Here is a 25669-nt window from a genome sequence, read left to right as displayed (position 1 = left end):
ACAATCAATGCAATGACCTGTACCAGCAACCTCTCGTAACCTGACAGCCGAGTGTCAGAAGTCACTCCCGATTTTCAGGCAGGGACGTAGGCCATAATCCGGCCTGGGGAAGGAGGGGTTGATGGGCAGGCTTAGCCGGAATGCGCATGTGCCAAGGGTTGCGGTGAAAGTCCCCCGATCAAAAAAGGATTGTGGTTTCCTGCCTGGATTACATCATGACGGGAGACAGGCTGGTTATTTTTGTTGCCATACTGTCACGCAGGGAACGGAATGCCTCCGCAAAAGCGTCCAGTCCTTCATGTAAAAGGGCATCCGTCACCCCAGCCAGATCAAGCCCCAGCCGGTCGGCCTCGTGCAGGACCTGTATCGCACCCGGAATGTCCTGTGTCAGTGTCAGGGCAGCCGTCCCGTGCTCGCGGAACGCGGCGAATGTGGCAGGCGGGATGGTATTGACCGTCTCCGGCCCGATCAGTGCATCGACATACAATACATCGCTGTAAGCCGGGTCCTTCGTGCCGGTCGAGGCCCAGAGCAGCCGCTGGGGCTGCGCGCCAAGGGCCGCCAGCTTTCGCCACCGCGCGCCCCGTGTAACCCCCTGCCAGTATTGATAGGCCATCCTGGCATTGGCAATGGCGACTTTTCCCCGCAGGGTTTCCAGCGTCTTTGCTTCCGGGTCCGCTCCCGCTATCCGTTCGTCGATTGCCGTATCGATGCGGGCGTCAATGCGGCTTACGAAAAAGGAGGCGACCGATGCAATGCCCGATACCAGCAGCCCCTGCGCATGCCGTGCTTCCAGCCCGGCCATGTAGGCATCCAGCACCTTCTTGTATGCCTCAAGCGAAAACAGCAGGGTCACGTTGACATTCATGCCATCCGCGATCGCGGTCCGCACGGCCTCCACGCCTTCCTGCGTGCCGGGGATCTTGATCATGAGGTTGGGCATATCGACCCGTTTCCACAAATGTCGCGCCTCGGCCAGTGTACCGATGGCATCATGGGCCAGATGGGGCGAGACCTCAAGGCTGACATACCCGTCAATGCCCCGGCTGGTTTCATAGACCGGATACAGCACTTTGGCTGCGGCCTGTATGTCCTCCACCGCCAGGATTTCATATAAAGCTGCCGCATCGACTTTCCGTTCGGCCAGTACCTGGCCGATGCGGGTGTCATATTCATCCCCCTGCCCTATGGCCTTGTGAAAGATGGCCGGATTGGAGGTGACGCCCTTCAGCCCGTCCTGATCCACCAGCCGTTTCAGGCTGCCATTTTCGGTAAAGGAACGCTGGATAAAGTCCAGCCATGGCGACTGGCCAAAGCGGGCCAGCTCGCATAATGGATTGGTCAGGGAAATGCTGCGGGATTCATTCATGATCTGTATTTCCGGCTCTTCATAGGGTCAGGCGCGCGCGATCTGCCGCCGGGCCGCGGCAAGGACGGCGTCCACGGTAAAACCGAATTTTTCCTGCAACGCTTCCGCCGGGGCGGAGGCGCCAAAGCCATGCATCACCACCGCTTCGCCCGTCAGGCCGATATATTGCGCCCACCCCATGCCGGATGCCTGCTCCACCGCCACACGGGCGGTGACATCGGGCGGCAGCACGCTGTTGCGGTAGGCTTCGGGCTGAGCCTCGAACAGGTCCCATGACGGCATGGAGACGACACGCACCCTGATGCCCTCCTTTTTCAGGATTTCATACGCAGCCACCACAAGGGAGACCTCGCTGCCCGTCGCCATCAGGATCAGGTCTGGCTTTCCGCCACATTCGGCCAGGATATAGGCCCCTTTCGCCAGCCCCGTGGCGGGGGCGTAAACGCCGCGGTCCAGTGTTGGCAGGTTCTGGCGGCTGAGCACCAGCACGGCGGGGCGGTCGGTCATGGGGATGATCACCCGCCAGGCTTCCGCCACTTCGTTCGCATCGGCGGGGCGGATCAGGGTCACGCCGGGGGTGGCGCGGAGCTGGGCCAACTGCTCGATGGGCTGATGGGTGGGGCCATCCTCGCCCACACTGATGGAATCATGGGTAAAAATATACACGACCGGCAGGTTCATCAGCGCCGACATGCGGATTGGCGGCTTCATGTAATCGGAAAAGATCAGGAAGCCGGAGCAGAACGGACGGATGCCCGCCAGTGCGATCCCGTTGCAGATCGACCCCATGGCATGTTCGCGCACGCCAAAATGCACGTTGCGCCCACCATAGGTACCACCCCATTGCAGGGGCTGGAAATCGCCCGCACCATCAAATGTCAGGTGGGTTTTGGTCGATGGCGACAGGTCGGCCGAGCCGCCGATCATCCATGGATAATGCTGCGCGACCGCATTGAGCACCCTGCCCGAACTGGCGCGGGAGGCAACACCCTTCGCATCCGCATCAAAGGTCGGGATGCCACGATCCCACCCGACCGGCAGCGTGCCGTTTATGATGGCCGTGACTTCCGCCCCAAGGTCGGGATGGGCCTGAAGGTAGGCCCTAAACAGCGCCTGCCACCGCGCGCTGGCCGCAGCCCCGCGCGCGCCCAGCCCGGATTGGAAATGCGCCAGTACGCCATCGGACACGTAGAAGCTTCTGTCTTCCGGCCAGCCGTAGAATTTCTTGGTTTCGCGTATTTCTTCCGCACCCAGCGGCTCACCATGGGCCGCTGCCGTGCCAGCCTTGTGCGGCGCGCCCCAGCCGATGATGGAATGGGCGATGATCAGCGTGGGCCGCGTGGTTTCGGCCTTCGCATCCGCCAGCAGGCGTTCAAAGTTGCCCGTATCGTTGGCATCCATCAGTTCCAGCACGTGCCAGCCATAACCCTCGAAACGCCTGCGCACGTTCTCGGTAAAGGCGATATCGGTCGAGCCTTCGATGGAAATGCGGTTGCTGTCATAGATCCATGTCAGGTTACCCAGCTTGAGATGACCCGCGACGGACGCGGCCTCGCTGGCCACGCCTTCCATCATGTCGCCATCACCGCACAGCGTGTAGATGTGGTAATCGAACAGGTCGAAGCCGGGGCGGTTGTAGCGCGCTGCCAGCCATTTCTCGGCCATCGCCATGCCCACCGAATTGCCGCATCCCTGCCCCAGCGGCCCGGTTGTGGTTTCCACGCCCGTGGTGTGGCGGTATTCCGGGTGGCCCGGTGTTCTGGAGCCAAGCTGGCGGAACTGCTCCAGATCACCCAGCGTCAGCGCTGGCGCATCCGTCACCCTGCCTGCCCGCACATCGCGCACGCCCGCCAGATAGATGAGCGAATAAAGCAGCATCGACGCATGCCCGATGGACAGCACGAACCGGTCCCGGTTGGGCCAGAGCGGGTTGGCCGGATCGTAATTCATGACATTGCGCCACAGGGCATAGGCACAGGGTGCGAGCGCCATCGCGGTGCCGGGATGACCGGAATTCGCCTTCTGCACGCCATCCATGGACAGGGTGCGGATGGTGTTGATGCAGAGCTGGTCGATACTGGCGCTGGCGTGGCCGCCCCCATCGGGGGCAGCGGGGATTGTGTGGCGCATGTCTTGTGGTGTTCCTGCGTCTTTAAATTATGTTGAGAAAAAGAATAAAAAGTTTTTGGGTGCCGCCTTTTTTCAAAAAGGCGGCGTGCTTCGAAGCTTTTTGAAAAAAGCTTCACCAAAAACTTTTTTACTGTTCAGCGGATCGTATAGCCGCCATCCACCACCAGATTTTCGCCATTGACCATGGCAGCGGCATTGCTGACCAGATAGGCGACGGCGCAGGCGATCTCGTCAGGCTGGGCAAAGCGGCCGGTTGGCACCTGCGCGCGGAAGGCATCGCCCACCGGCCCGGACCAGACCTGCTTGCCCAGTTCCGTCTCGACTACCGTTGGGGAAATGGCGTTGACCGTCACCCCCGATGGCCCCCATTCAAACGCCAGCACCTTGGTCAGGCCCAGAATACCGGCCTTGCTGGCGCCATAGGCGGCATGCTTGTCCAGAGCCACAAGTGCTGCCTGTGAGGCAATGTTCACGATCCGCCCGAAACCCTTTTTACACATGGCCGGGCCAAGCGCGCGCGCAAACAGGAAGGGCGCGCGCAGGTTGATCGCCATGGTCAGGTCCCACGCCGACGTTTCAAGTTCAGCGGCTGAGGCAATCAGGGCAATCCCCGCATTGTTGACCAGAATATCGACATGCCCAAGCTGGGACAGGATGGTGCTGCACGCGGTGGCGATCGCAGCCTCATCCGTGACATCCGTATGCACGCCGCAATGCTGGCTGCCCAGGCTGGCCGCGATCTCGGCCACCTTCTCATTGCGGTCCACCAAGCACACCACGGCCCCCTGCCCTGCAAGCCGCTGGGCAATTGCCAGGCCAATGCCCGATGCGTCGCCGGTCACGACGGCAGTACGACCCGCAAGGCTGAGGAGTTCACTGAACGGTTTCATTTTATTATTTCCGTCTATGTTTTTATTTGTGGGTTTATTTACTTCTGGCCACGGCGCGCCGGGAACGGTCCAGTTCCGCCTGCAACGCCGGGTCCAGGGTCAGGAACCACGCAAGGCAGGCACTAAGCAGGTAGATGCCCGCATAGGTGATCATGACACCGAAGATGCCAAAGCGTGGTTCAAAGAGGTAAACAATAGCCGGCCCGATCCATACACTGGCCCCGGCGCCAAGGTTGAGCAGCGACATCGCGGCCGGTTTGTCGTCAGGTGCCAGATAGGGCATCAGGGCCGAAAGCGGCACGTAGGCGGCCAGCGTCATGCCATACAGCGCGCCTGCAAAAAGTGTGGGCAGCATGTGTTCCGGCCCGAAATGGGTGGGGCACCAGTACAGTAGCAGCGTGCTGATGGCCGACCCCACGCCGCCGCCCAGCATGACCGTGCCGCGCCAGCTCAGCCAGTCGCTCAGTATGCCGAACAGAAGATTCCAGATCACGTTGGAGATGAAGATGGCCTGCAATACCAGCAGCCACTGCCCCAGGCTGAAATGCAGGTCGTGCATGAAATACAGCGGCAGGCAGACCAGAAAACCGAATTCAGCCGAGGTATCAATGGCGCGGACAATACAGCCAAGACCAACCTTGGGCCGTTCCCACGCAATCGACAGCGATGCGAACAGGGTTTTCAACGGATGCTTGTCGGCAGTGGCGGCATGGACATTGCCATGTTTTTCACGGATGCCCCCCAGCGCCATGGCGCCACCCAGCATGACAAGGCCAAGTGCCAGCCACAATGTTGCGATCGGGCCGATATGGGGAATGGTGTAACCGGCAAATACTGACCCCAGCGTGGGCATGCCGCCGGTAAAGCAGAACCAGAACCACCCCACGGCGGACCCCAGCCTGCCCGGATTGACCGTTGTCACCACCCAGACAAGAAAGCCGAACGCAAAAAGCGGATAACCAAATCCCCTTATGCCGTAGAACAGCAGCATGAGCGGCAGGGAGCGTGCGGGCAGTGCCACAAGCAGGAAGCCGACCTGCAGCAGCCCCCAGATCGCAAGCCCGGTCAGCATGACCCGTCTGGCACCCCACAGGTCGGACAGCGCGCCGGACAGCCATGCCGCAATCGCGGCACTCAGCCCGTAGATGGTAAACAGCAGGGCCACATCATGTTCGGTAAACCCCATGCTGACAAGGTAGGGCGAGAGATAGCCACTCTCTACCCCGTCCCCCGTCATGAAGATCAGGACCCCGGCAAACCCCCAGGCCAGTGCCGGCGGTATGCCGATGCGGGAAAGAAACCGGCCCAGGGCGGAGCGCGGTCTTTCCTCATGCGGGATTTCATCGCCGACCCGCGTGGGGTCAAGCAGGACTGTCTGGGCCATTATCTTACCCTCCAGCATCGCGGATGGCGCAGCCTGGGCGCGCACGTTCCGCAGAAGATGTTATTCTTGTTATTTTGGTGCGGGGATGGTGCCCCATGGCCGCAGGGTGCAGCCATGGGGAGGTAATGATTACGCCCGTACGGGCATTCAGGCTTCGGCAATGGCGGACAGGCTGGCCGCCATGGTCTGCAGGATCAGGCAGCATGATGTGGCCCCCGCATCCAGTACGCCGCGTGAGCGTTCACCCAGCCTGCTGGCCCTGCCGATGCGTGCCACAAGGTCGCGGGTTGAATCGCGCCCCTGCTCGGCCGCCACCGACATGGCGGCAAGTGCTGCCTTCAGTCCCTGCCCTTCCGCCGCGTGATAGGCCCTGACGGCGGGCACGAGCGTGTCCATCAGTGTCTTGTCACCCACATCGGCATTGCCCAGCGAACGGATGCCCGCTTCCGCCCCGTCCAGCATCAGGCCGAACAGGTGGGCGTCGATGTGGCTCACGCCTGCCAGCGGCTTTGCCAGCCCTTCGAAAAAACGCCCGTACAGCGGCCCCATCGAGCCGCCAATGCCAGCCATGAGCGAGTCCGAAAGTGCGCGCAGCCCGCCTTCCATCGTGGGTGGCGCATCGCCCAGCGCCTGCCCGCAGCGGGCAAAGCCCTTGGCCATGTTGATGCCGTGGTCGCCGTCACCGATCTTGCCGTCAATCTCACTCAGCCAGTCGCGCGCGCCGACAATCGCGCTGACCAGGGCGGGCACGACCGCGCGCGTGTTTTCAAGCGCGATACCCGATGTCGGGATGTAGCGTTCGGTCTCAGCCAGTGCCCCGTGTATGCCCTGGTCATGCGCCGTGGCCGCCGGGGCCGCCGTGACCGGGCTTTCGGGGGCACTGCCCACCCGCGTCAGGCCGATGGCATGGGCCGGGTGGGACATCAGCCGGTCCAGTTCCGCATCCAGCTTCATCACCGTCAGCGTCACCCCCTTCATGTCCAGCGAGGTGAACAGGTTGCCGACGAAGTTGTGGCGGATGGTGATGCCGCGTTCATGCATGATGTCGGCAATATCGGCAAACAGCACGTAAAGTTCGATGACCGGCGTGGCGCCAAGGCCGGACACCAGCACCGTTACCTCATCCCCCGCCCCGAATGGCAGGTCGGGCAGGATGTGGTCACACATCATCCGCGCGATGTCACGCGATGATCCCAGCCTGCTGATCGCCACCCCCGGTTCCCCATGATGGCCGATGCCGACTTCCATCGTCCCGGCCTCGATCATGAAATTGGGGTGGCCATTGGCGACAATGGTGCACGGGGAAAGGCCGACGCCGATCGAGCGCGTATTGTCGATCGCCTTGCGGGCGGTAGCCAGCACCTCTTCCAGCGAAGCCCCTTCCTCTGCCCGGGCGCCGGCGGCCTTCCACATCAGGATCTCCCCCGCGACGCCCCGCCTGCGGGCCGCGTCATCCTTCGGGGCGGAGGCCACGTCGTCATTGGCGACCACCGTGCCCACGGCGATCCCCTCACGCGTTGCATCATCCACGGCCAGGCGGACATTCATGGTATCGCCCGCGTAATTGCCGAACAGGCAGGCGACCCCCGCGCCGTTATCCGCTTCACGCATGGCGTCAAGGAAGCTGGCCGCCGTGGGGGAGGAAAAAATCTCCCCCACGGCGACCGCATCCAGCATGCCCTTGCCCACATATCCCAGGAACGCCGGTTCGTGGCCGGAGCCGCCGCCGGTAATCACGCCAACCTTGCGTGTGGCACCTTTATGCGCACGGCGCAGGACCCGCGGGTTTTTCGTGCCCGTCAGGATATCGGGATGCGCCAGCAGGTAGCCACGGATTCCATCTTCGACGATCTGGTCGGGATCGTTGAAGATACGGTCCAGCGGGCGCGCGGCGCGCAGGTGAATGTCGATGGTATTCATGGAATTTTCCCGTCTTTCCTCGTGCGACATTGGGCCGCCTTGTTGTTTTTAGTCCAGCTTCCGGAACTTTTGTAACTTGTCCGGAACACCTGTTTACGCGGAATCGTAGAACAGCAGCATCTCACATATGCTCTGATCCCCTTAACGCACATATTTCCGGCGCTTTCACATCACTATAACGTGATAATGGCAGATATATCCGGTTTACAAAGGTTATTATAATTGTCTTTTGTTCTGACCAGTTATCGTTTGTGCAGCGCACAATAAAAAGACCTGACGGCAGGACCCTCCCCGGGCGGCTTCCGCTCCCGGCTAACGGCATAAAAGGATAGACATGATGGACATCGCCATTGGCTGCGATGAAGCAGCATTCACCCTGAAGGAAACAATCCGTGACTTCCTGGAGGCGGAAGGCCACACCGTGACCGATTACGGCACCTATGACGGCGCGCCGGTACTCTATCCCGATATTGCCGTGACCGTGGCCGAAGCCATCAAGGCCGGAAAACACGAACGCGGCATCCTGCTGTGCGGGACGGGAATCGGCGTTGCCATCAGCGCCAACAAGGTCCATGGCATCCGCGCGGCCCAGACACACGACACCTATTCCGCCGAGCGGGCGATGAAGAGCAACAACGCCCAGATCATTACACTCGGGTCGCGCGTGATCGGTCCCGAACTTGCAAAAACGATTGTGAAAGCGTACCTGTCATCGCAGTTTTCCGGTGGTCCATCGGCTGAAAAGATCAGTCGTATCGCCTATTACGAGGAGCGCCTCCCTGTCTGACACGCCTCGCAAAGCACCCCGCACGGCATCGTCCGAACGCCCCCGGCAGCGCGCGGGATCGCGCGATGCCGGGCACCCCGCGCCCGATGCCAAAGCCGGCGGGCGCACGGAAGTCACACTGGATCAGGTAACGGAGATCGCGGCCCTCTATTACCTTGAACAGGTCACACAGGAAGAACTGTCCAGGCGGTTTTCCATGTCGCGTCCCACCATCAGCAAGCTGCTCAAGCGTGCGCGGGAGGAAGGGATCGTCGATATCCGGGTACGCGCCCGCCCCGCCGCTGCCGCCGCACTGGAAAAAGAGTTCCAGCACCGCTTTGGCATTGCCCGGCTGCTGACGGCGGTGGACCAGCGCGATCAGGATGCCCAGCGTGACAGCGTGGCGGCCATCGTTGCCATGCATCTTGACAGCATCCTTCAGGACGAGATGATCATCGCCGTGGGCATGGGCCGCAACATCGCGGCCATCGCCAGCCATATCGGCGCGCCCGTGACCCGGACCATTACCTTTGTCTCGGCCATCGGCGGGTCGATGCGTGCGGGCGAGCATATGAGTTCGGATCATATCTGCCGTCGCCTGGCCGCGCGCTTTGGTGGCGAGAGCGAGACGCTTTATGCCCCCGCCCTTGTGGCCGATGCGCAGATGCGTCGCGCGCTCATGGCCAATGATGTGGTGCAGCATACGCTCAACCGGGCACGTCGGGCCGATATCGCCCTGATCGGCATTGGCGATGTCAACGAGGACAGCAACATGGTGCGCATGGGCTGGTTTTCGCCAGCCGAGGTCGCGGCCTCGAAACTGGCGGGCGCGATTGGCGACATGATGGGCTATGACTTCATCACCATCGCGGGCAAGGCGGCCGACGTGCCCATGCAGGGCCGTGTCATCGGGCTTTCGCTGGATGAGTTGCGGCGTATTCCCAATGTCATCGCCATTGCATCGGAAAGCACGAAAATCGTCGCCATCCTGGCCGCCCTGCGCACCGGCACCATTACCACGCTGGCTACCACCGAAGCCAATGCCCGCACTATCCTTGAACTGGATGCCACGGCATAGGTAAATGAAAGAAAGGCTTTTGGGTGCCGCCTTTTGAACAGGGCAGCATCTTTCGAAGCTTTTCCGATCAAAAGCTTCACCAAAAACCTCTTTACGATCTACCACCCGTTACAGGGGCAGGCCCTGATTTTCGGGCGCAATCTGCTACCCGAAAAAAACGGGCGCGTCATATAAAATCCGGCGCTAAAAACGCATGACTGGATTTACCGACAAGCGCTGGTCTTTCCACCCCGGCATCCATATCTGCGCCTGAACAATTTTTTCGTGAGCAGTAGCGGATGAAGAATACCGGTCTTTCGGCGGGCATGATGCTGGCATTTGCGGCATACGCCTCGTTTTCGATCAGTGACGCCTATTCCAAGCTGCTGGCGGGACAGATCGACCCGTTTGAGGTGGCGTTTTCCGGCGGTGTCTTCGGCCTGCTGCTCATTCCCTTCATCCGGGGGAAGAACGAATCCTACCGTGACCTGTTCGTGATCCGGCAGCCCGTCATGTGGCTGGTGCGGGCGGCCGCGACCTTTGCCGCCACGGCGGCAAGTGTCGAGGCCTTCATGCTCCTGCCCATGCCGGAGGCCTTTTCGCTCATTTTCCTCATGCCGCTGTTCGTGACCATCCTGTCGGTCGTGCTGCTGCGTGAAAAGGTTTCCACGCTGGGGTGGCTGTCGGTCATCGTGGGTTTTATCGGCGTGCTGATCGTGCTGCGGCCCGGCCTGCGCGCGCTCCATTTCGGGCATCTGTGTGCGCTGATCTCGGCGGTTGCCAATGCCGTGGGGGTCATTGCCTACCGGATGTCGGGGCGCAACACACCGCGCCTGTCCATGTTCAGTTCCAGCCTGTGTGGTCCGCTGGTGGGTAACGGCATCCTGATGGTGGCCCATGCAGGCTGGCCGCAGGGGGCCACAGTCTGGATGTTCCTGTTCGGCTATGGTTTCCTTGCCGCGCTGGGACAGCTGCTTATGATGATGGCCGCGACCCGGGTTACGGCCAGCGCGATTGCCCTGCCGCAGTACAGCCAGATGCTGTGGGCCGTGGCCTTCAGTTTCTATGTCTTCCACGAACCGCTGGATGAATGGACCTTTGCGGGTATTGCGGTAATTATCGCGTCGGGCCTGTTCAAATGGGCCTGTCCCCGTGTTGCGGCCAGGATCGCGGCCATAAGGCGGCAGAGAGTTGTCCAGTCGGCATGTGGTCCATATCCGCTCGCCTAGGGCGCAATAAGCCTGTGGCGGGCCTGCAGCCCGTTTTATCAATTTTCATTTCTGCCGCCATCGGCCATTCTGGATTTTTCCAGGCGGAATACCGTCCGTTCCACCGCATGGACAATGGAGCGGTATCCGGTGCACCGACAGATATTTCCCGTCAGCACATGGGGAATATCACTGATCTGGGGATTGTCACCGAGAAGAAACGGTAATACCGCCATCATAAATCCGGGCGCGCAATATCCGCACTGAAACGCGGTATGTGTAATCATCTCTTCCTGAAGTATCCGGCCTTCCGGGTAATGGCTGATCCCCTCCAGCGTCACGATCTCCGCATGTCTGCCTTCAAGGCGCCACATGCGGATCAGGCAGGCGTTCACCGCTTCTCCATTCAGTACGACCATGCAGCCCCCGCATCGTCCGACCCTGCAGGCGGGACGGCATGACATGGCGTTGCACTGTTCACGTAGAAAATCCACAAGTGACATGTCCGGATCACGCGCGTCTGGCACGGGAACACCGTTTACCCGGATTGTCATCGTGCCCCCGGGATTGTGTCGACCGGCTTCATATCCTGTCTCCGCCCCGGAACACGGACTGTACAATCAGGCATGTCACGCCGCACAGGACTGTCCCGTTTGTTGCAAAAAGCTGCACCGACGGGGGCAGCGTCGCAAACAGATCCGGCCGGATTACGGGCAGGAGACTGACGCCCAGCCCGACTGCCAACGTAATCGCATTCCCGTCCCGCCGCAGATCAACCGTCTGGATCTGCTGGATTCCTGCGACGCTGATCATCCCGAACATGAAAAATGAAGCGCCCCCCAGAACCGGCAACGGCACACAGGAGATCAGCGCACCCAGCTTCGGGCAGGCCCCCAGCACGATCAGCAGCACGCCCGCGGCCGCCACGACAAATCGGCTGGCCACACCGGATAGCAGGATCAGTCCGGTATTCTGTGAAAATGTTGTATAGGGCGCCCCGCAGAATATGCCGCCGATCATCGTCGACAGCCCATCCGCCCTGAAGGCATTGACAAGCCGCCCGTGCGAATTGGGAAGATCCAGCGCTTTTGTCAGGATCAGGCAGTTTCCCGTCGTCTCGACAAGGGTGACCGACATCGTCAGCACCATGACCAGAACCGGCGCCAGATGGAAACGCGGCAATCCGAAATGGAATGGCTGGATCCACCCCACCCATGCGGCGTGGTACAGCGGTGTCCAGTCAGCATGTCCCGACAGGCCCAGCAGAAGGGTCATGACAGCAATCCCGGCCAGTATCGCTGCCGAACGCAGGTATCCCGGTAGGAAACGCTGAAAGAGCAGGATCAGGGCAGCGGTGCCGACCGCAACGGCGGTGGATGACCCGGTTCCCATCCCGTCTCCGCCGGCAATGCTCCAGTTCACGGATACCGGGATCAGTGAAAGGCCGATCGACAACACCACCATGCTGATTACGATCGGTGTGAACGCACGCAGCGCCCATCCGGCCACGGGCGCTGCCACAAGGGTAATCAGGCCGGCAGCGATTGCCGCACCGAATGCTGCCGGAAGGCCGTAATTCTGACTGATGGTCAGCAGGGGCGGCAGGCATACGAAAGATGTTGCCTGAATGGCCGGCAGGCGGGAGCCGACATGGGGCAGCCCCAGCACCTGTATCAGGGTTGCGACCCCCGACGTCGCCAGACTGGCACAGACCAGTATCGATGTGTCCGCCGCGGAAAAATGCAGTGCCGTCGCAAGAATCAGGGGAACGGCAACCGCCCCGGCATACAGCACCATTACATGCTGGAGCGCGTAGATGAACAGACGGAGCGGCGATGGCACATCATCAATCCCGCATACCCATACAGAAGACGCCACTCCCGTCGCTCCGTCACGCATCCGCCACATCTCCCTCGATGACCGGGATTCCGCTTGCCATTTCAGAAGAGATACCGAAACCATCAGCCGGAATAATATTCCAATACCGATGTTGTTTAATTATCAAAACGAAGATATGTCAAGGATGCATGCCCCATGCGCGGCATCAGGAATAATACGCCACCAAGGTCGACCCGGAATGCACCCGCTTCTCTCCCTGCTGAAACATCAGGGCGCCCGTTCCACCGCTGAACTGGGCCGTCTTCTTGGCACGTCCGCCGAAAACGCGCGCCGGCAGCTCAACCGTCTGGCCGCAGACGGTCTGGTCGCGCTGGAAGCGCGGGCCACGTCGCATCCCGGGCGTCCCCGGCATATCTGGTCCCTTACCCCGCTGGCCCACGCCCGTTTTCCCGATACCCATGCCGATTTCAGCATGCGCATGGTCCATGCCATCAGGCAGACATTTGGTGAAAATGCGCTCTCGCGTCTTATCGCCCTGCGTGAAGCCGAAGACAGGCAGCGCTACACCAACGCGCTTGCCGAAGCGACGACACCCGCCGTCCGTATCGGCCGCCTTGCCGAACTGCGCAGTCAGGAAGGCTATATGGCTGACTGGCATCGCAATCGGGACGGATCATTCGACCTGATTGAAAACCACTGTCCCATCTGTGCCGCGGCGGGAAGCTGCGTGGATATCTGCGCGGCGGAACTGGGTGTCTTTCAGTCCGTTCTTGGCGCTGCGACCATAAGGCGCACCGAGCATATCATCTGTGGTGACCGCCGTTGCGTCTACCGTATCACCGTGCCCGAAGACCGGGCCGGGACGGCAGGCCCGGCATGAAGCCCGTCGTACTGCGCCCCACCTCCCTCCCTGAAGCCGCCGGAGCCATGACCCGGCCGGGGGCCCGCCTGCTGGCAGGGGGAACCGCACTTGAGGTCGAGCGGGCTTCGGGCCTTCCCCGCCCCGAAATCCTTATTGATCTTTCCCGGATAACGGAGGCCGTGTTCAGAACGGTATCGGAACGGTGGATTGGCGCTGGCGTATCTCTGGCCACCATAGAAAATGCCACCATCCTGCCAGATATCCTGCGTGAAGCCGCGGCGGGCGTCGCGGCTCCCTCCATCCGTCGCCTTGCGACAATTGGCGGACAGGTGGGGGGAAAAACCGGGTGCGTCCTTCCTGCGCTCCTTGTCCTGGATGCCAGTGTCCTGATCCGGGACGGAGATGGCAGCCACAGCCTGCCGCTCGCGCGCTGGCTTGCTGCGCCTTTCGGGATCATCGTGGGGATTGTCCTGCCGCCGCATGCCAGAACTGCTTCCGGCGGATTCAGGAAAACAGGGCTGCGTCAGGCTTTTTCACCTTCCGCCATTACGGTATCCGCCTGCGTGGAACGCGGCTCCGGCCGCGTTTTCAAAAATCCCCGGCTAGCCGTTGGCGGGGGGGCCACGCCAGCCGCACGGCTGCCGCATAGCGAAGCATGGCTTGCGCAACAGAAAACGGGCACGGTCAACTGGCGGCATTTCCGCCAGCAGGTGTTTCGTGAAATCCGTACCGTCGGTGACCTGAAACGCTCATCGGCGTGGCGGGCCTGCGTTGCAGCCAATACCCTTGCCACCATCCTTGGCGGGAGCCGTGCGCTTCCCTTCCACGCGGATGTAGCCAGGCATATTCCGTCGACGCTTTTTCCCCTTCCCGAGGAAAGGGAACTGATGCGTGGCGCCAGTGCTGACCCGCGCCATCAACGCCCGGACATGCCTGCGAAAATTCGGGGGGACCTGCATTATCACACCGATCGTCGGTACACCGATGACGGCACGCCCATGCTGTCCGGTCGTATCCTGCGCGCAACCATTCCCCATGCCCGCATTGTTTCTGTTGATATTTCCGAAGCCGAGGCAATGCCCGGCGTCCACGCCGTCGTGACTGCCCGCGATATCAGGGGCGAAAACGCCTATGGCATTGTCATGCAGGATCAACCGGCCCTTGCGCATGACAGGATCCGCCATGTGGGCGAGGCCATTGCCGCCGTCGCTGCGGATACCCCGGCACAGGCCGAGGCCGCGCTGGAAAAGATCCATGTCGTACTGGAAGAACTGCCTGCCGTTACCGACCCGCAATACGCCCTGACGCCACAGGCCCTTCCTCTTCATGCAAACGGAAACCTATGTGCCCGCGCGACCCTTGCCCATGGTGATCCGGACCCGGTCTGGACCCGCTGCGCCGCGATTGTCGAGGCCGAGTATACCACACCCCGCCAGATGCATGCCTATATGGAAACAGAGGGCGGATGGGCCAGACAGCGAGCGGACGGAGAACTGGAAGTTCACGTCGGTTCACAATACGGCCTGCGCGACCGGTTGCAGCTTGCGCGTATCCTTGACCGAGATCCTGCGCGCATCCGCGTCTTTTCCGGTCCTACCGGTGGTTCCTTTGGCGGCAAGGATGACCTGACGGTCCAGCCTGTGCTATGTCTTCTGGCAATAAAATCCGGCCTTCCGGTCAGCATCCGCCTGGAGCGCCGGGAGTCCGTCATGGCTGGCCAGAAGAGCGCGCCCTTCGTCATTCGCATGCGGACGGGATGTGATGCCGCAGGTCATATCATTGCCCATGATGTCAGTCTGGTCGCGGATAGTGGTGCCTATGCCTCCCTTTCCCCGGCCGTGCTTGATACGGCCATCGAGCATGCGGGCGGCCCTTACCGCATTCCCAACCTGCGCGCGGATGGGCGCCTTGCCTATACCAATAACGGCACAACCGGTGCCTTTCGCGGTTTTGGCGCCAACCAGATCAACTTTGCCCTCGAATCCCAGATTGACCGGCTGGCGGCGAAACTGGGGCTTGATCCTGTCACGATCCGTGCGCGCAACCTGCGTCAGCCGGGGGATCCGGGTGCTTTCGGCCATGTGGTTGCCCCGTCGGAAAACGTTGCCGAAATGCTCAGGGCGGCATCCGCCAGCCCCCTGTGGGCGACACCACGTGGCCATCAGCCCGAATGCGGGGTTACGGCAGGTGTCGGCATGGCCCTGATCTATCAGGGCAATGGTCTGGGCTCGCTTCTACCCGACCCCGCTGCGGCGCGTCTGCGGCTTACGCCAGAGGGGAAGATCGAAGCTGCGGCCGACCTGGTTGAAATGGGACAGGGCATTGTCGCCGTGCTGTGTTCTGTCACGGCCGAAGCCCTTGGCTGCGCACCGGAAGATGTCGTCCCCCGCGCCGGCGATACCGCCATCGGGCTGGATGCCGGCTCCACATCCGCTTCCCGTGGCTCCATTGCCGCCGTTCTGGGGCTGGAAGGGGCTGCCGGGACTTTCCATGGCCTCCTGGTTTCTGCCGCGGCATCCGCGCTCAATCTGCCCCCCGATACGCTTCGTGTCGGGCGCGGGGGTATTTACAACACGACCGGCAACAGCGCGCCCGTGCTCTCGCTGGCGGAGCTTGCCGCAGCATGCCGGGATTCCCTGCCCGAAGCGACCTTCGATACCGCCATTCCATCAGCATCATGGAGCCGGGACAATGCCCGTTTCCTCTTCTGTGGCGGGGCAGTCGTCGCCCGTGTCGAGATATCCCTTGCCGATGGCCAGGTCCGTGTCACGGATACCGAACTTCATTCCGCGGCGGGGCCGGTTCTCAGCCCACCCGGTTATATGGGGCAGATGGAGGGGGCACTTCTTCAGGCCACCGGCTTCAGCCTGATGGAAAATACGCCCTTTGTTTCCGGTCATGTCATGACGCAGAATTTTGACAGCTATATGCTGCCGACCATCCGCGATATACCCGGGCGTGTCCGGATCTTCGCGTTTGAAAAACTGTCCCCTGACGATCCTGCCCGCTCGCGTGGGATTGGCGAGGTCGGCATGTCCTCCCTTGCCCCTGCCCTTGCCAATGCGGTTGCCGATGCCTGCGGCATCTGGCCGGAACACGCCCCCTTCCGGCCGGAAGTCCTGCTTAATGCCTGCGGCACCGCCCCCCGTGATCTGAACTAAACGGGCCTGTTTTTTGCAGGAGTGCCGTGGGCATACCCAGTTCCTGCCCGGCGGGGATGACACGGATGCTCCGGTGGGACTGCCGCGTGTAAACTTACCGGGCTTCCGTATGTCCATGATGCAGGCGATGACCCGCGCGAAATCCATGCGCGCGGGCCTGCCATGCCATGGTGAAGCCACCTGCCAGGATGACCAGCATGGCCCAGGGGAACGCCGCGGCACCGCCCGTATCCAGCAGTATCCCACCCAGAAAACCGCCGCCGGCGATGGCGCTGTTCCAGGCCACCACATTCATTGAAAGTGCCGCATCGGCCCCCTCTCCTGCCGCATCCGCCAGGGCCGTCTGCAGCAGCGTGGCAGCCCCCCCGAATGTCAGGCCCCACACGGTTACCCCTGCCCAGATAACGGCAGGATATGCCGCACCGATTGTGAAAACGCCGCAGACCGCCGCAAAGACGGCCAGACTGAGCAGTACGGAACGGCGCAGCGCATGGTCCACCAGCCGGCCGGTCAGCCCGATGCCCCCCAGTGCGGCGACGCCAAAAACCAGCAGCACGCGATCCGCCTGTCCGGTCAGCCCCGATGGCGCAAGGAATGGGACGATATATGTATAGAGAATATTGTGCGCGAGCATCCAGGCTATGACGACACCCAGAACGGGCTGAACCCCCGGTGTTGCCAGAACATGGCGCAATGGCACGCGCCGTGTAAGGACCGTTCCCGGAAAATCGGGAACCGCAGCCAGCACCCAGCCAACCAGCACAACGGTAAAGGCTGACATCACGCCAAAGGCCAGCCGCCATCCCACCGTGGCCCCCAGCCAGGTAGCGGCCGGCACCCCAAGCGAGAGCGCAATGGGCGTACCCACCATGGCAATGGCCAGTGCACGCCCCTGCTGCGCAGGTGTTACCATCCGCCGCGCATATCCCGCCAGCAATGCCCAGGCCAGACCGGCCGCCGCCCCCGCGCAGTAACGGGCCGCGAGTGTCAGCCAGTAGTCTGGTGAAAGCGCCGTGACGGAATTGAAGGCCAGAAAGCCGGTGATCGCCAGAAGCAGCACGGCACGCCGCCGCCACCGCTGGGTGGCCAGTGTCAGCGGGATGGCGGCACTGAGGGAGCCTACGGCATAGGCGGTTACCATCTGTCCCGCATAGGCGGCAGGCACATGCAGCCCCGCGCTGATTTCCGGCAGAAGGCCGGCCGGCAGCGTTTCCGTCATGATGCACAGGAAACCTGTCATCGCAAGCGCCAGAAGGCCGGCAACCGGCAGGCGGTCGTCTGACGGCGGGCATGGGCTTTCGGTCATCTGAAACTCACATAAATGGATCGACCAGTACAGATATATGGATGCGGAACATACGGCAACATATTTCCGGACCGAACGGTACGGGGCCTGTTTATCAAGGTTGCGCCCCATCGTGGTGGCGTGGACCATTAAGGGCGGTTTCAGCGCGTCATGCTGGCAATCCACTTCCGGACTGATTAGTATGGAAGCTTCCCCACATGGACGGAGACACATATATGGCCCGGACAGGACGACCCCGAGAGTTTGATCGGGACAAGGCGCTGGATGCCGCGCTGACGCTGTTCTGGGCGCAGGGTTATGAGCCGACATCGCTGAACCAGCTCAAGGCCCGCATGGGGAACATCTCCCCTGCCAGCTTCTATGCCGCGTTCGGGTCCAAGGAAGCCTTGTTCCGCGAAGTCGTGCAGCGTTATCTGGAAACCTATGGTCAGGTCACGGCGCCGCTATGGGATGAAACGCTTGCCCCGCGCGATGCCATCGAACAGACATTGCGACGCTCCGCCCGCATGCAGACAGACCGTTCACATCCCCCCGGCTGCCTGATTGTGCTGGGTGGGTGCAACTGCGCGCCTGAAAACCTGTCCGTGCAGGCCCTTCTGGCTACGGAGCGCGAGCGCAGCCGCAGGGGCATCAGGGCCTGTGTGGAGCGGGCCGTGGCATGTGGGGAACTGGCTGCGTTGCCCACTACCGAAACCCTGCCTGTCCTGTTCACGGCCTTTCTGCATGGAATGGCCTGTGAGGCCAGGGATGGTGACGGGGCGGCGACATTGGATGCAGCCGTTACGACGCTCATGCAGGTGTGGGACGGCCTTGCGGTGAAGCCGGGGCTGTTTTCCGCGGCTGACAGGCTGTCCTGACACCGGTAGCGGCGGCAGTCCTGTCAGGTTATATGTATCGATCGGTCTGTAATTCATTGACGGATTGCGCGGGCCTATTTATGTATCGAACGTTCTTTAAATCTGGCCGGCGTATCCCGCCTGCCTGTTTCTGACAAACGCCCGCAGGGGAAACCGGCCATGAACCAGAAATACGCAGCCCTTGTTACCGGCGCCAATCGCGGGATCGGTTACAGTATCGCAAAATACCTGATTGCGGCGGGCGTTGATGTGATCGGCACATATCATGCCAATGCCGCCGAGGCGAAGGCCGCCGAGGCTGCGCTTGGCACCGGCCGGGCAAAACTGCGCATGCTGCAACTGGATATTTCAGACCATGCCTCGTTTGCAGACTTTACGGCGCAGGTCGGCATGCTTCTGGATGACGGGCCTGCCGGGTCCGTCCTGAAATATGTTGTGCAGAATGCAGGGAACATCATTCACACCCGTTTTGATGCGGCAACCCCCGAACAACTCGACAACCAGTACACCATACATTTCAAGGGGCCGTATCTGCTGACCGTGGCCCTGCTGCCACTGATCTGTGATGGGGGGCATATTCTCAATGTCACCTCGGCGGCGACACGTTTTTACCTGCCTGATCATGGTCCCTATTCAGCCATGAAAGGGGCGACCGAAGTGATTTCACTCTATATGGCCAAGGAACTGGGCGAACGGCGTATTACCGTCAATGCCGTGGCGCCCGGCGCCGTTGCGTCTGATTTTGGCGGCGGGCTGGTGCGCGATAACGTTGCGGTCAACACAAGCCTGGCAGAGATCACGCCGCTTGGGCGGGTCGGGTTGCCGGATGATATTGGCGCTGCCGTTGCGGCACTTCTGTCCGAAAACATGCACTGGGTGAATGGTCAGCGGATCGAGGTGACTGGCGGCCAGTCGCTTTGATCAATTCCTGCGGCGATGGGGAAAATACGATGATGGATGTCATGGCCAGCAGCATTCTTGATGTGCCGGTTGCATCCGTGTGGGCCTTCATCCGGGATTTCGGGTCCATCGGAAAGTGGCTGCCAGGGGTAAAAAGCTGCCGGATCGAAGGTGATGATCCAGGGGATCGGGTCGGTGCCATCCGATGCCTTGAGATGGACGATGCCGGCCTGATCCGCGAACAGCTTCTTGCCCTGTCCGATACGGATTATACGGTGGCATTTTCGATCATTGAATCACGCCTGCCAATCTGGAATTACCGTTCGGCCATCAGGCTGTTTCCCGTGACGGATGGCAATCGGACGTTCATCCGCTGGCAGGGACGCTTCGAGGCCGAGCCGGAGCACGCCCTGGCAATGCGGACGCGCATGCCGGCCCTGATCTACCAGCCGGCATTCGACTGTCTGGCAGAAAGGCTTCGTGGCGAATGATCGTATCAGGTCCGGAGCCCTGCCCTCCGGCATGGAGCATGAACCGTCATGCAACGGGCAGTGTGCCCGTGTTCTTGACAGAGCGGCGTGCCGCTTGCAAGGCAGCCAGCGGCACGGTGCTCCTGTCCGCCATATTGTGGTCCCCGTCCGGGTTGCGGCGAGGTAGCGGAAAGGCGCCAGGCGGCGTGATGCCGTCTGCTGGATTATGCCCGGCCCCGGCCCCATATCTGGACCTGTGAAAGGAAGGCGGCATGTGCAACCTCTATGCGATGACCAGCAGCCAGCAGGAGATCAGGGAGGCCGCCGGGGTCATGATTGACCGTACCGGCAATCTCGCGCCCCTGTCCGATATCTGGCCCAATACCATGGCGCCCATCGTGCGGAATGCACCGGATGGGCGGGAACTGGTCATGGCACGCTGGGGCATGCCGACCCCGCCGGGCTATCTGAAGGGGCACAGGGTGGATCGGGGTGTTACCAATATCCGCAATCCCGCCTCAGCATGGTGGGCACGCTGGGAAGGCGTGGCGCATCGCTGCCTGGTGCCCCTCACGGCCTTTTCCGAACCGGAACGTCTGCCCGATGGAAAATCCCGGCCCGTCTGGTTTGCCCGCAAGGACGGAGAACCGCTGGCCTTTTTTGCCGGCATCTGGTGCCGGTGGACATCCGTGCGGAAGCTGGCGGATGGAGAGACGACGGATGACCTGTTCGGCTTCCTGACCACAACGGCCAACCGGGAAGTCGGGACCATCCATCCGCAGGCCATGCCGGTCATCCTGACCCGGCCGGAGGAACTGGATCTGTGGATGCAGGCGCCCCCGGATGCGGCGCTGCAACTGCAACGCCCGCTGCCGGATCGTGCCCTGGTGCGTATGGATGACAGGCAGGGGAAAGGACAGACCTGATCCACCCTTATCCGGTGCCTGGTTCCCGTCAGGCGGCGCTCCGTGCCGTGACCCCGAGACGATAGCCTTCCTTCTGGAGCACCTTGATTGAAGATTCGGAATATTTCGCAACCAGCGCGGACACATTGCCGGGCGCGCACCAGAATCCCAGCGTAACCTGAATATTGGCGGGCCTTGGCAGGAAGGAAACGGACGCCGCAGGGTCCTTGAGTACCAGTGCGTCATCTTTCGTAAGGTCAAGCAGCAGTGCGCGTGCCCTGTCCAGATCATCGTTGTAATCGATCAGCAGGCTGACCGAGCCGGCAAGCCGGTCTGACTCCGAACTGTTGATCACGATATTGTTCGATAATGTTCCATTAGGGACGTAAATGATCTCGTTATTGGCATCCAGCAGTACGGTGCGGAACATCTCGATCGATGTCACGGTTCCCGAACTGCCGCCTGCGGTAATGGTATCCCCTACCTTGAACGGGCGGAACAGCAGGATCAGCACGCCGCCGGCAAAGTTGGCCAGACTGCCCTGCAACGCCATGCCGACCGCCAGGCCCGCAGCGCCCAGGACCGCCACGAACGACGTTGTCGCGATGCCGACCATGGAGGCCACGCTGATCAGCAGCAGCGCCTTGAGGAACAGTCCGACCACACTCAGCAGGAATCCGCGCAGGGTTGGCTCTATATGGCTGGCCTCCATCATCCGGCCCATGGCCCGCGTTACGGCATTGACCAGTTTCCAGCCTACAAAAAGAACGATCAGGGCCAGCAAGAACTGGCCTGCATATCCCAGTATAAGGGGAAGTACTCCGTTCACCTGTTCCAGAATTGAGTGAATCTGCTTTTCCATGAGAATCCCTGCTGTGTCTTCCTGATGGACTGCGCGGTGGCATATGCCATCTACTTCGCATCATATCGTAAGGTGTTTTATGCTTTGTCACCACCGCATGGCCTTACAAGATAAATTCAGGGGCGATCTGGCACCTTCGGTGCGGGATGCCGCCCTCCGGCATCTCCATGCCGGATTCAGTCAATGGAGCCTGTCCATGCATCATCAGGCGTCGTTCAGTCCGATAACGAACGGCTCCGGTTCCCGGTCTTTTTTGCCATGCGCTTGCTGATGGACGCCCTGCGGGCGGAAGTGCTGGTGGGTGCTGCCGGTACAGGCGCTGCATCCGCAGTCCGGGCAGCGGGCCGGGCAACATCTTCAGGGATGGCCTGTGTCAGGAATTCGGCTTTTGGCTGCAGGCGGTTTTCAAATTCCTTTACCGTGATGACATCATATTCCAGCATTTCATTCAGTTCGTCATAGTTCTCGTAATAATCGCGCGGCTCCAGCCCTTTTTCTTCCATGAAGGCAAGATATGCGGGGTCATTCAGCATCTGTTCCTGCGCGAACAGGTCGGCAGGTGTCGCAAGGGATTCCTGTTCGGCCTGTTCCCGCTCCTCGTCCCTTGCATCCAGGTATTCCGGCGAATGGGCGCGGTACTTCATCCGTTCAAGAATGCTGCCATCCTTTCCCAGTTCTTCCCTTTCCCAGCGCTCGTAATCGATTTCACCAGAACCATCCATTTTCAGGAACCGCTGCCTGTAGGCATGCTCCCGTTCTTTCTGTGCCTTCTGTTCCGCGGGCGTGCCTGCTTTTCGATAGCCTTTGCCCAGCCCCTTCATCTTTGCAATGAACCGGCGATGGAGGCTGTACGCAGGCGCAACCATCGGATAATCTTCCGGCAGGTTCCATTTCTTGCGGTAGTCATCTTCCGTCATGCCGAACATCCGCTGGATGTAACGCTTGAGGACGCGCATGTGCCTGCCATCTTCCAGGCACACGATGTATTCAGGGAATACCGAGCGTTCAACCGGCACTGCGGGAACAGGCCCGGGTTCCGTGACCGTAGTGGCTTCCACCCTTCCCTGTCCGGCAGCCGGAGGGGGCACCTGCGCGGCGGGCGGCATGTCGGTACGTGGCGGCATGGTCATCGGCCCGCACAGGGATGCCCTGACCGACTGGATCAGCCCCGGCAGTTCATGTGGGGCCACCTGATTGATCTTGATATATTCACGAATGATATCCCCCGTGATTTCAATCAGTTTTGTTTCGTCCATGTCGCACCCTGTTCGTCTGCATGATGGTTGCGGAGCCGCGCATTGTCTGAATGATCATATTTAATAAAATATTTATCAAAGTAAATGGTTTTCCTACAATATATTAAAAGTTCATGAATTTTATCTTTTTTTTCATCATGATGGATAAGGAAATATCCTGATCTGGTTCCGGATGAATAGGTAATCCCCTGATTTCAGTGCGGTTTAATGGATTGATAGGTTTTAGGACTGAAACATATCAGCCAGATACATGACTGTGACCTTGACAATATGAAGTATTTTGTACATATAAGCTTCATGAATATCAGGCGCGCACCGTCCGGGTGATTTCAGAATCATAATGCAGTTTTTGTTCCTCTATGGTGTCAATCAAAGGATTGGATAAAATGGCATTTGATTCCCAAGAAGCTTTCTTTTTCAATCATGTTTTTAGCAGCGACAGGATTGTCAGGCACAATCTTGATCATGAAAATCATCAGGATTCATCTGAAAATATCACGTATTTTTCAGGAATGATCAAGGAACATGAAGGTAGGTTTGAACGTATGTTCCGGCGGAAGATGACGCAGGACGACATGCGGGTTGCCATTGGCGTCCTTGGCCGCAAGGCATACGGGGTTTTCCAGGATTCCGGGAAGAACGAGCGGGCCGCCCTGTTCAACCTGCATGGCGCCGAACTGGATAAATTCAATCTTGCCATTCATGATCATGTCGGACGCATCGTAAGGGAACATCGCAGGACGCATAAGATTGTCCGGCACGAATTCCAGGACAATTATGTCGGGCAGGAAACAAATACCGACATCGATGTCTCGTTCCTGGTGTGCGGGATACTCAGAAAACTGAATGAAAGCCGGGTATGGCATGAAGCGGATGCTGCCATGTACCTGCTCTGGAACAATGACTGGTTCCAGGATGGCAACGAGACGCCATATCTGTGCCTGTATGAGAAGAACAACAGCATCCTGTGCCATATCATGGCGGCCCTGCTTGATTATAATACGGGACGGGCCACGGAAGACAGGCTTTCATGCCTTGATGACATGCGACAGACCGTGTCCCTCGTGTTGCGTCCGGATCCATATAAGGTCAATTACATGGACTGGGTCATGTTGATGGAACGCTTTGCCCTTGCCATGTTCCGTAGCATTCCCGTCCCCGAACAGAAAAAGATCGGACCCGACGAATACCTGCAGGCTGTCAGGCACCACGTTTATGAAAAGATTTGCATGCTGGTATTCTATACCTGCTATGGCCGGGATCATGGGCGTGCGCAGGATGTCTATATGTCATTCATTACTGGCGGGCGCATGCCTGTTGACGGATTGCCGGACTATGCCAGAAAGCAGCAATATCTATCGTTTATCCGGGTATTCTTCAGGAAGGTCAAGGAATTTGAGGACATTGCGCTTGGTACGTCCAGTGTGATTGCGGGGGATTCCAATTTTACATATAAAAATATCATCAAAAAAACAGTGCAGGAGATGCTGTATATCAACTCTCCTGATATTTTCCAGTATATTGTAATTCAGGAAGAGGATATCCCGCCCGCGGCCTTCTCCATGGTACTGTGCGATGTAACAGCACGGCTAATATCGATCAATGGCGGCAGTTATGATGATTATTCAAATATCCTGTACGACAGGTTCATGGATGACGGCGCCCGGTCATTATGTGTCAATAAAGCGAAAGAACTGTATGACAATATAAGCAGGTTCCTGTCGGGTTCGGATGAACGTAAACGGGAAACGTCAGTCAGACGGAAATTTTCTCCCTTCTACCAGTGTGCAGAGGAAATCATGCAGGACAGGGACGGCAGGGAATTGCTTGACCGTCAATCCATGTCCCTCGTCATCGATGTCATATCCGGAAAAAAGGGCGATTCCAACGGACATATGAATGCGGAGATGATCATGCTGACTGATGACGATGATCTGCCGGCGCCGTTCGGTGCATGTGAAGAGGATGGTGATGACGACATGCTCTCTGGCACTGGGTGTGTGTGTGACAATCCGGTTACGGATGATGACGGGACGGATATCGCAACGGGGAATGCAGGACCGGACGTGAGCAGGAACGATACTGTTTTTGCCCATGAAGTTGTCGTATTCAGGGATGGCATTCCCGATGCCAAGCTGAAAAGGCATGCGCGCAATTCCGGTGCCCCCTCCAGTCTGGAGAATCTGTGTGCTCCCCTGCCCCTGAAGATTCCGGCGGTCGTCGATACCAGCGCGCTGGAACGGAAATTTCCCCATGCCCGTCATGCCATCCGGGAAATGCGCAGGACCTATGATACGCGGGCCAGGTTTGGAAAGTTCATCCGTCCCCGGCCCATCCTGCTGGTTGGCCCTTCAGGTACCGGCAAGTCCACGCTTGCGCGGGAGTTTTTCAGATGCATGGATATCCCGACATCCACGCGGAATGTATCGTAACCGGCCGCTCTGGGCCGCCTTGATTATGCGGCCTGTCTGTGCAGTGTATTCACGGGTTTCCAGTTCCATGGCAACAGTTCGTGGAGCCGGTTGAT

Annotated in this window: 20 protein-coding genes; 10 read left to right on the top strand and 10 right to left on the bottom strand. The window is 60.0% G+C overall.

Annotation, left to right across the window (positions count from 1 at the left end):
• Window positions 1–208: 208 nt before the first annotated feature.
• The 5 genes from tal to dhaL all read right to left on the bottom strand — a co-directional run bounded on the left by tal (window position 209) and on the right by dhaL (window position 7693).
• Entirely contained in the window at window positions 209–1369 is a 1161-nt protein-coding gene (gene tal, locus CFR78_RS11395) for a transaldolase (RefSeq protein ID WP_110581143.1), read from the bottom strand.
• A 27-nt stretch (window positions 1370–1396) separates the two neighbouring features.
• A complete protein-coding gene (gene tkt, locus CFR78_RS11390) occupies window positions 1397–3499 on the bottom strand; it encodes a transketolase (protein ID WP_110581142.1) in 2103 nt (700 codons plus the stop codon).
• A gap of 134 nt (window positions 3500–3633) precedes the next feature.
• On the bottom strand, window positions 3634–4389 hold the full coding sequence (locus CFR78_RS11385) for a GolD/DthD family dehydrogenase (RefSeq protein WP_110581141.1): 756 nt from the start codon (window positions 4387–4389) through the stop codon (window positions 3634–3636).
• 34 nt (window positions 4390–4423) lie between these two features.
• Entirely contained in the window at window positions 4424–5773 is a 1350-nt protein-coding gene (locus CFR78_RS11380; RefSeq protein WP_258366070.1) for an MFS transporter, read from the bottom strand.
• A 147-nt stretch (window positions 5774–5920) separates the two neighbouring features.
• Window positions 5921–7693, bottom strand: coding sequence for a dihydroxyacetone kinase subunit DhaL (dhaL, locus tag CFR78_RS11375; RefSeq protein ID WP_181417524.1), 1773 nt, complete (start codon window positions 7691–7693; stop codon window positions 5921–5923).
• 334 nt (window positions 7694–8027) lie between these two features.
• Between dhaL and rpiB the strand changes: the two genes are divergently transcribed.
• The 3 genes from rpiB to CFR78_RS11360 all read left to right on the top strand — a co-directional run bounded on the left by rpiB (window position 8028) and on the right by CFR78_RS11360 (window position 10745).
• Window positions 8028–8480, top strand: a complete 453-nt coding sequence (gene rpiB / locus CFR78_RS11370) for a ribose 5-phosphate isomerase B (protein WP_007398722.1) — start codon at window positions 8028–8030, stop codon at window positions 8478–8480.
• A 196-nt stretch (window positions 8481–8676) separates the two neighbouring features.
• Window positions 8677–9537, top strand: coding sequence for a sugar-binding transcriptional regulator (locus CFR78_RS11365; protein ID WP_007398720.1), 861 nt, complete (start codon window positions 8677–8679; stop codon window positions 9535–9537).
• Window positions 9538–9815: 278 nt separating this feature from the next.
• A complete protein-coding gene (locus CFR78_RS11360; protein WP_110581139.1) occupies window positions 9816–10745 on the top strand; it encodes a DMT family transporter in 930 nt (309 codons plus the stop codon).
• Between the two features lie 38 nt (window positions 10746–10783).
• Here CFR78_RS11360 and CFR78_RS11355 read toward each other — a convergent pair whose 3' ends face one another.
• Together CFR78_RS11355 and CFR78_RS11350 are read right to left on the bottom strand one after the other, a co-directional pair.
• The gene (locus CFR78_RS11355) at window positions 10784–11143 is read right to left on the bottom strand and encodes a (2Fe-2S)-binding protein (RefSeq protein WP_007398717.1); all 360 of its coding nucleotides are present in this window, start codon (window positions 11141–11143) and stop codon (window positions 10784–10786) included.
• Between the two features lie 163 nt (window positions 11144–11306).
• The gene (locus tag CFR78_RS11350; RefSeq protein ID WP_181417523.1) at window positions 11307–12623 is read right to left on the bottom strand and encodes a uracil-xanthine permease family protein; all 1317 of its coding nucleotides are present in this window, start codon (window positions 12621–12623) and stop codon (window positions 11307–11309) included.
• 178 nt (window positions 12624–12801) lie between these two features.
• Here CFR78_RS11350 and CFR78_RS11345 point away from each other — a divergent pair, with 178 nt between their 5' ends.
• Both CFR78_RS11345 and CFR78_RS11340 read left to right on the top strand, forming a co-directional pair.
• Window positions 12802–13443: a helix-turn-helix transcriptional regulator gene (locus CFR78_RS11345; RefSeq protein WP_007398715.1), complete on the top strand. Its 642-nt coding sequence runs from the start codon at window positions 12802–12804 to the stop codon at window positions 13441–13443.
• Window positions 13440–16586 (top strand): molybdopterin cofactor-binding domain-containing protein, encoded by a 3147-nt coding sequence (locus tag CFR78_RS11340; RefSeq protein WP_110581136.1) that lies wholly within the window; start codon window positions 13440–13442, stop codon window positions 16584–16586. Before CFR78_RS11345 ends, CFR78_RS11340 begins: the two co-directional genes overlap by 4 nt.
• A gap of 94 nt (window positions 16587–16680) precedes the next feature.
• Here CFR78_RS11340 and CFR78_RS11335 read toward each other — a convergent pair whose 3' ends face one another.
• Window positions 16681–17892 carry an MFS transporter gene (locus CFR78_RS11335; protein ID WP_110581180.1) on the bottom strand — a complete coding sequence of 404 codons (1212 nt, stop codon included), beginning with the start codon at window positions 17890–17892 and terminating at the stop codon, window positions 16681–16683.
• Window positions 17893–18107: 215 nt separating this feature from the next.
• Here CFR78_RS11335 and CFR78_RS11330 point away from each other — a divergent pair, with 215 nt between their 5' ends.
• The 4 genes from CFR78_RS11330 (at window position 18108) to CFR78_RS11315 (ending at window position 21045) form a co-directional block, all read left to right on the top strand.
• The gene (locus tag CFR78_RS11330) at window positions 18108–18749 is read left to right on the top strand and encodes a TetR/AcrR family transcriptional regulator (protein ID WP_110581135.1); all 642 of its coding nucleotides are present in this window, start codon (window positions 18108–18110) and stop codon (window positions 18747–18749) included.
• A gap of 159 nt (window positions 18750–18908) precedes the next feature.
• On the top strand, window positions 18909–19670 hold the full coding sequence (locus tag CFR78_RS11325) for an SDR family NAD(P)-dependent oxidoreductase (RefSeq protein ID WP_007398711.1): 762 nt from the start codon (window positions 18909–18911) through the stop codon (window positions 19668–19670).
• A gap of 29 nt (window positions 19671–19699) precedes the next feature.
• On the top strand, window positions 19700–20140 hold the full coding sequence (locus CFR78_RS11320; RefSeq protein ID WP_110581179.1) for an SRPBCC family protein: 441 nt from the start codon (window positions 19700–19702) through the stop codon (window positions 20138–20140).
• Between the two features lie 251 nt (window positions 20141–20391).
• A complete protein-coding gene (locus tag CFR78_RS11315; protein WP_110581134.1) occupies window positions 20392–21045 on the top strand; it encodes an SOS response-associated peptidase in 654 nt (217 codons plus the stop codon).
• A 28-nt stretch (window positions 21046–21073) separates the two neighbouring features.
• Here the strand turns inward: CFR78_RS11315 and CFR78_RS11310 are convergent, their stop codons facing one another.
• Together CFR78_RS11310 and CFR78_RS11305 are read right to left on the bottom strand one after the other, a co-directional pair.
• The gene (locus tag CFR78_RS11310) at window positions 21074–21892 is read right to left on the bottom strand and encodes a mechanosensitive ion channel family protein (RefSeq protein ID WP_172459685.1); all 819 of its coding nucleotides are present in this window, start codon (window positions 21890–21892) and stop codon (window positions 21074–21076) included.
• Window positions 21893–22101: 209 nt separating this feature from the next.
• Window positions 22102–23142: a MucR family transcriptional regulator gene (locus CFR78_RS11305; RefSeq protein ID WP_110581133.1), complete on the bottom strand. Its 1041-nt coding sequence runs from the start codon at window positions 23140–23142 to the stop codon at window positions 22102–22104.
• 386 nt (window positions 23143–23528) lie between these two features.
• Between CFR78_RS11305 and CFR78_RS11300 the strand changes: the two genes are divergently transcribed.
• Window positions 23529–25574: an ATP-binding protein gene (locus tag CFR78_RS11300; RefSeq protein WP_110581132.1), complete on the top strand. Its 2046-nt coding sequence runs from the start codon at window positions 23529–23531 to the stop codon at window positions 25572–25574.
• The last annotated feature ends 95 nt before the right edge of the window (window positions 25575–25669 follow it).

The sequence above is a fragment of the Komagataeibacter rhaeticus genome, assembly GCF_003207855.1.
GTDB lineage: Bacteria > Pseudomonadota > Alphaproteobacteria > Acetobacterales > Acetobacteraceae > Komagataeibacter > Komagataeibacter rhaeticus.
The sequence above is the reverse complement of the archived record's forward strand: the minus strand, read 5'-3'. Positions and strand labels throughout refer to the sequence as shown.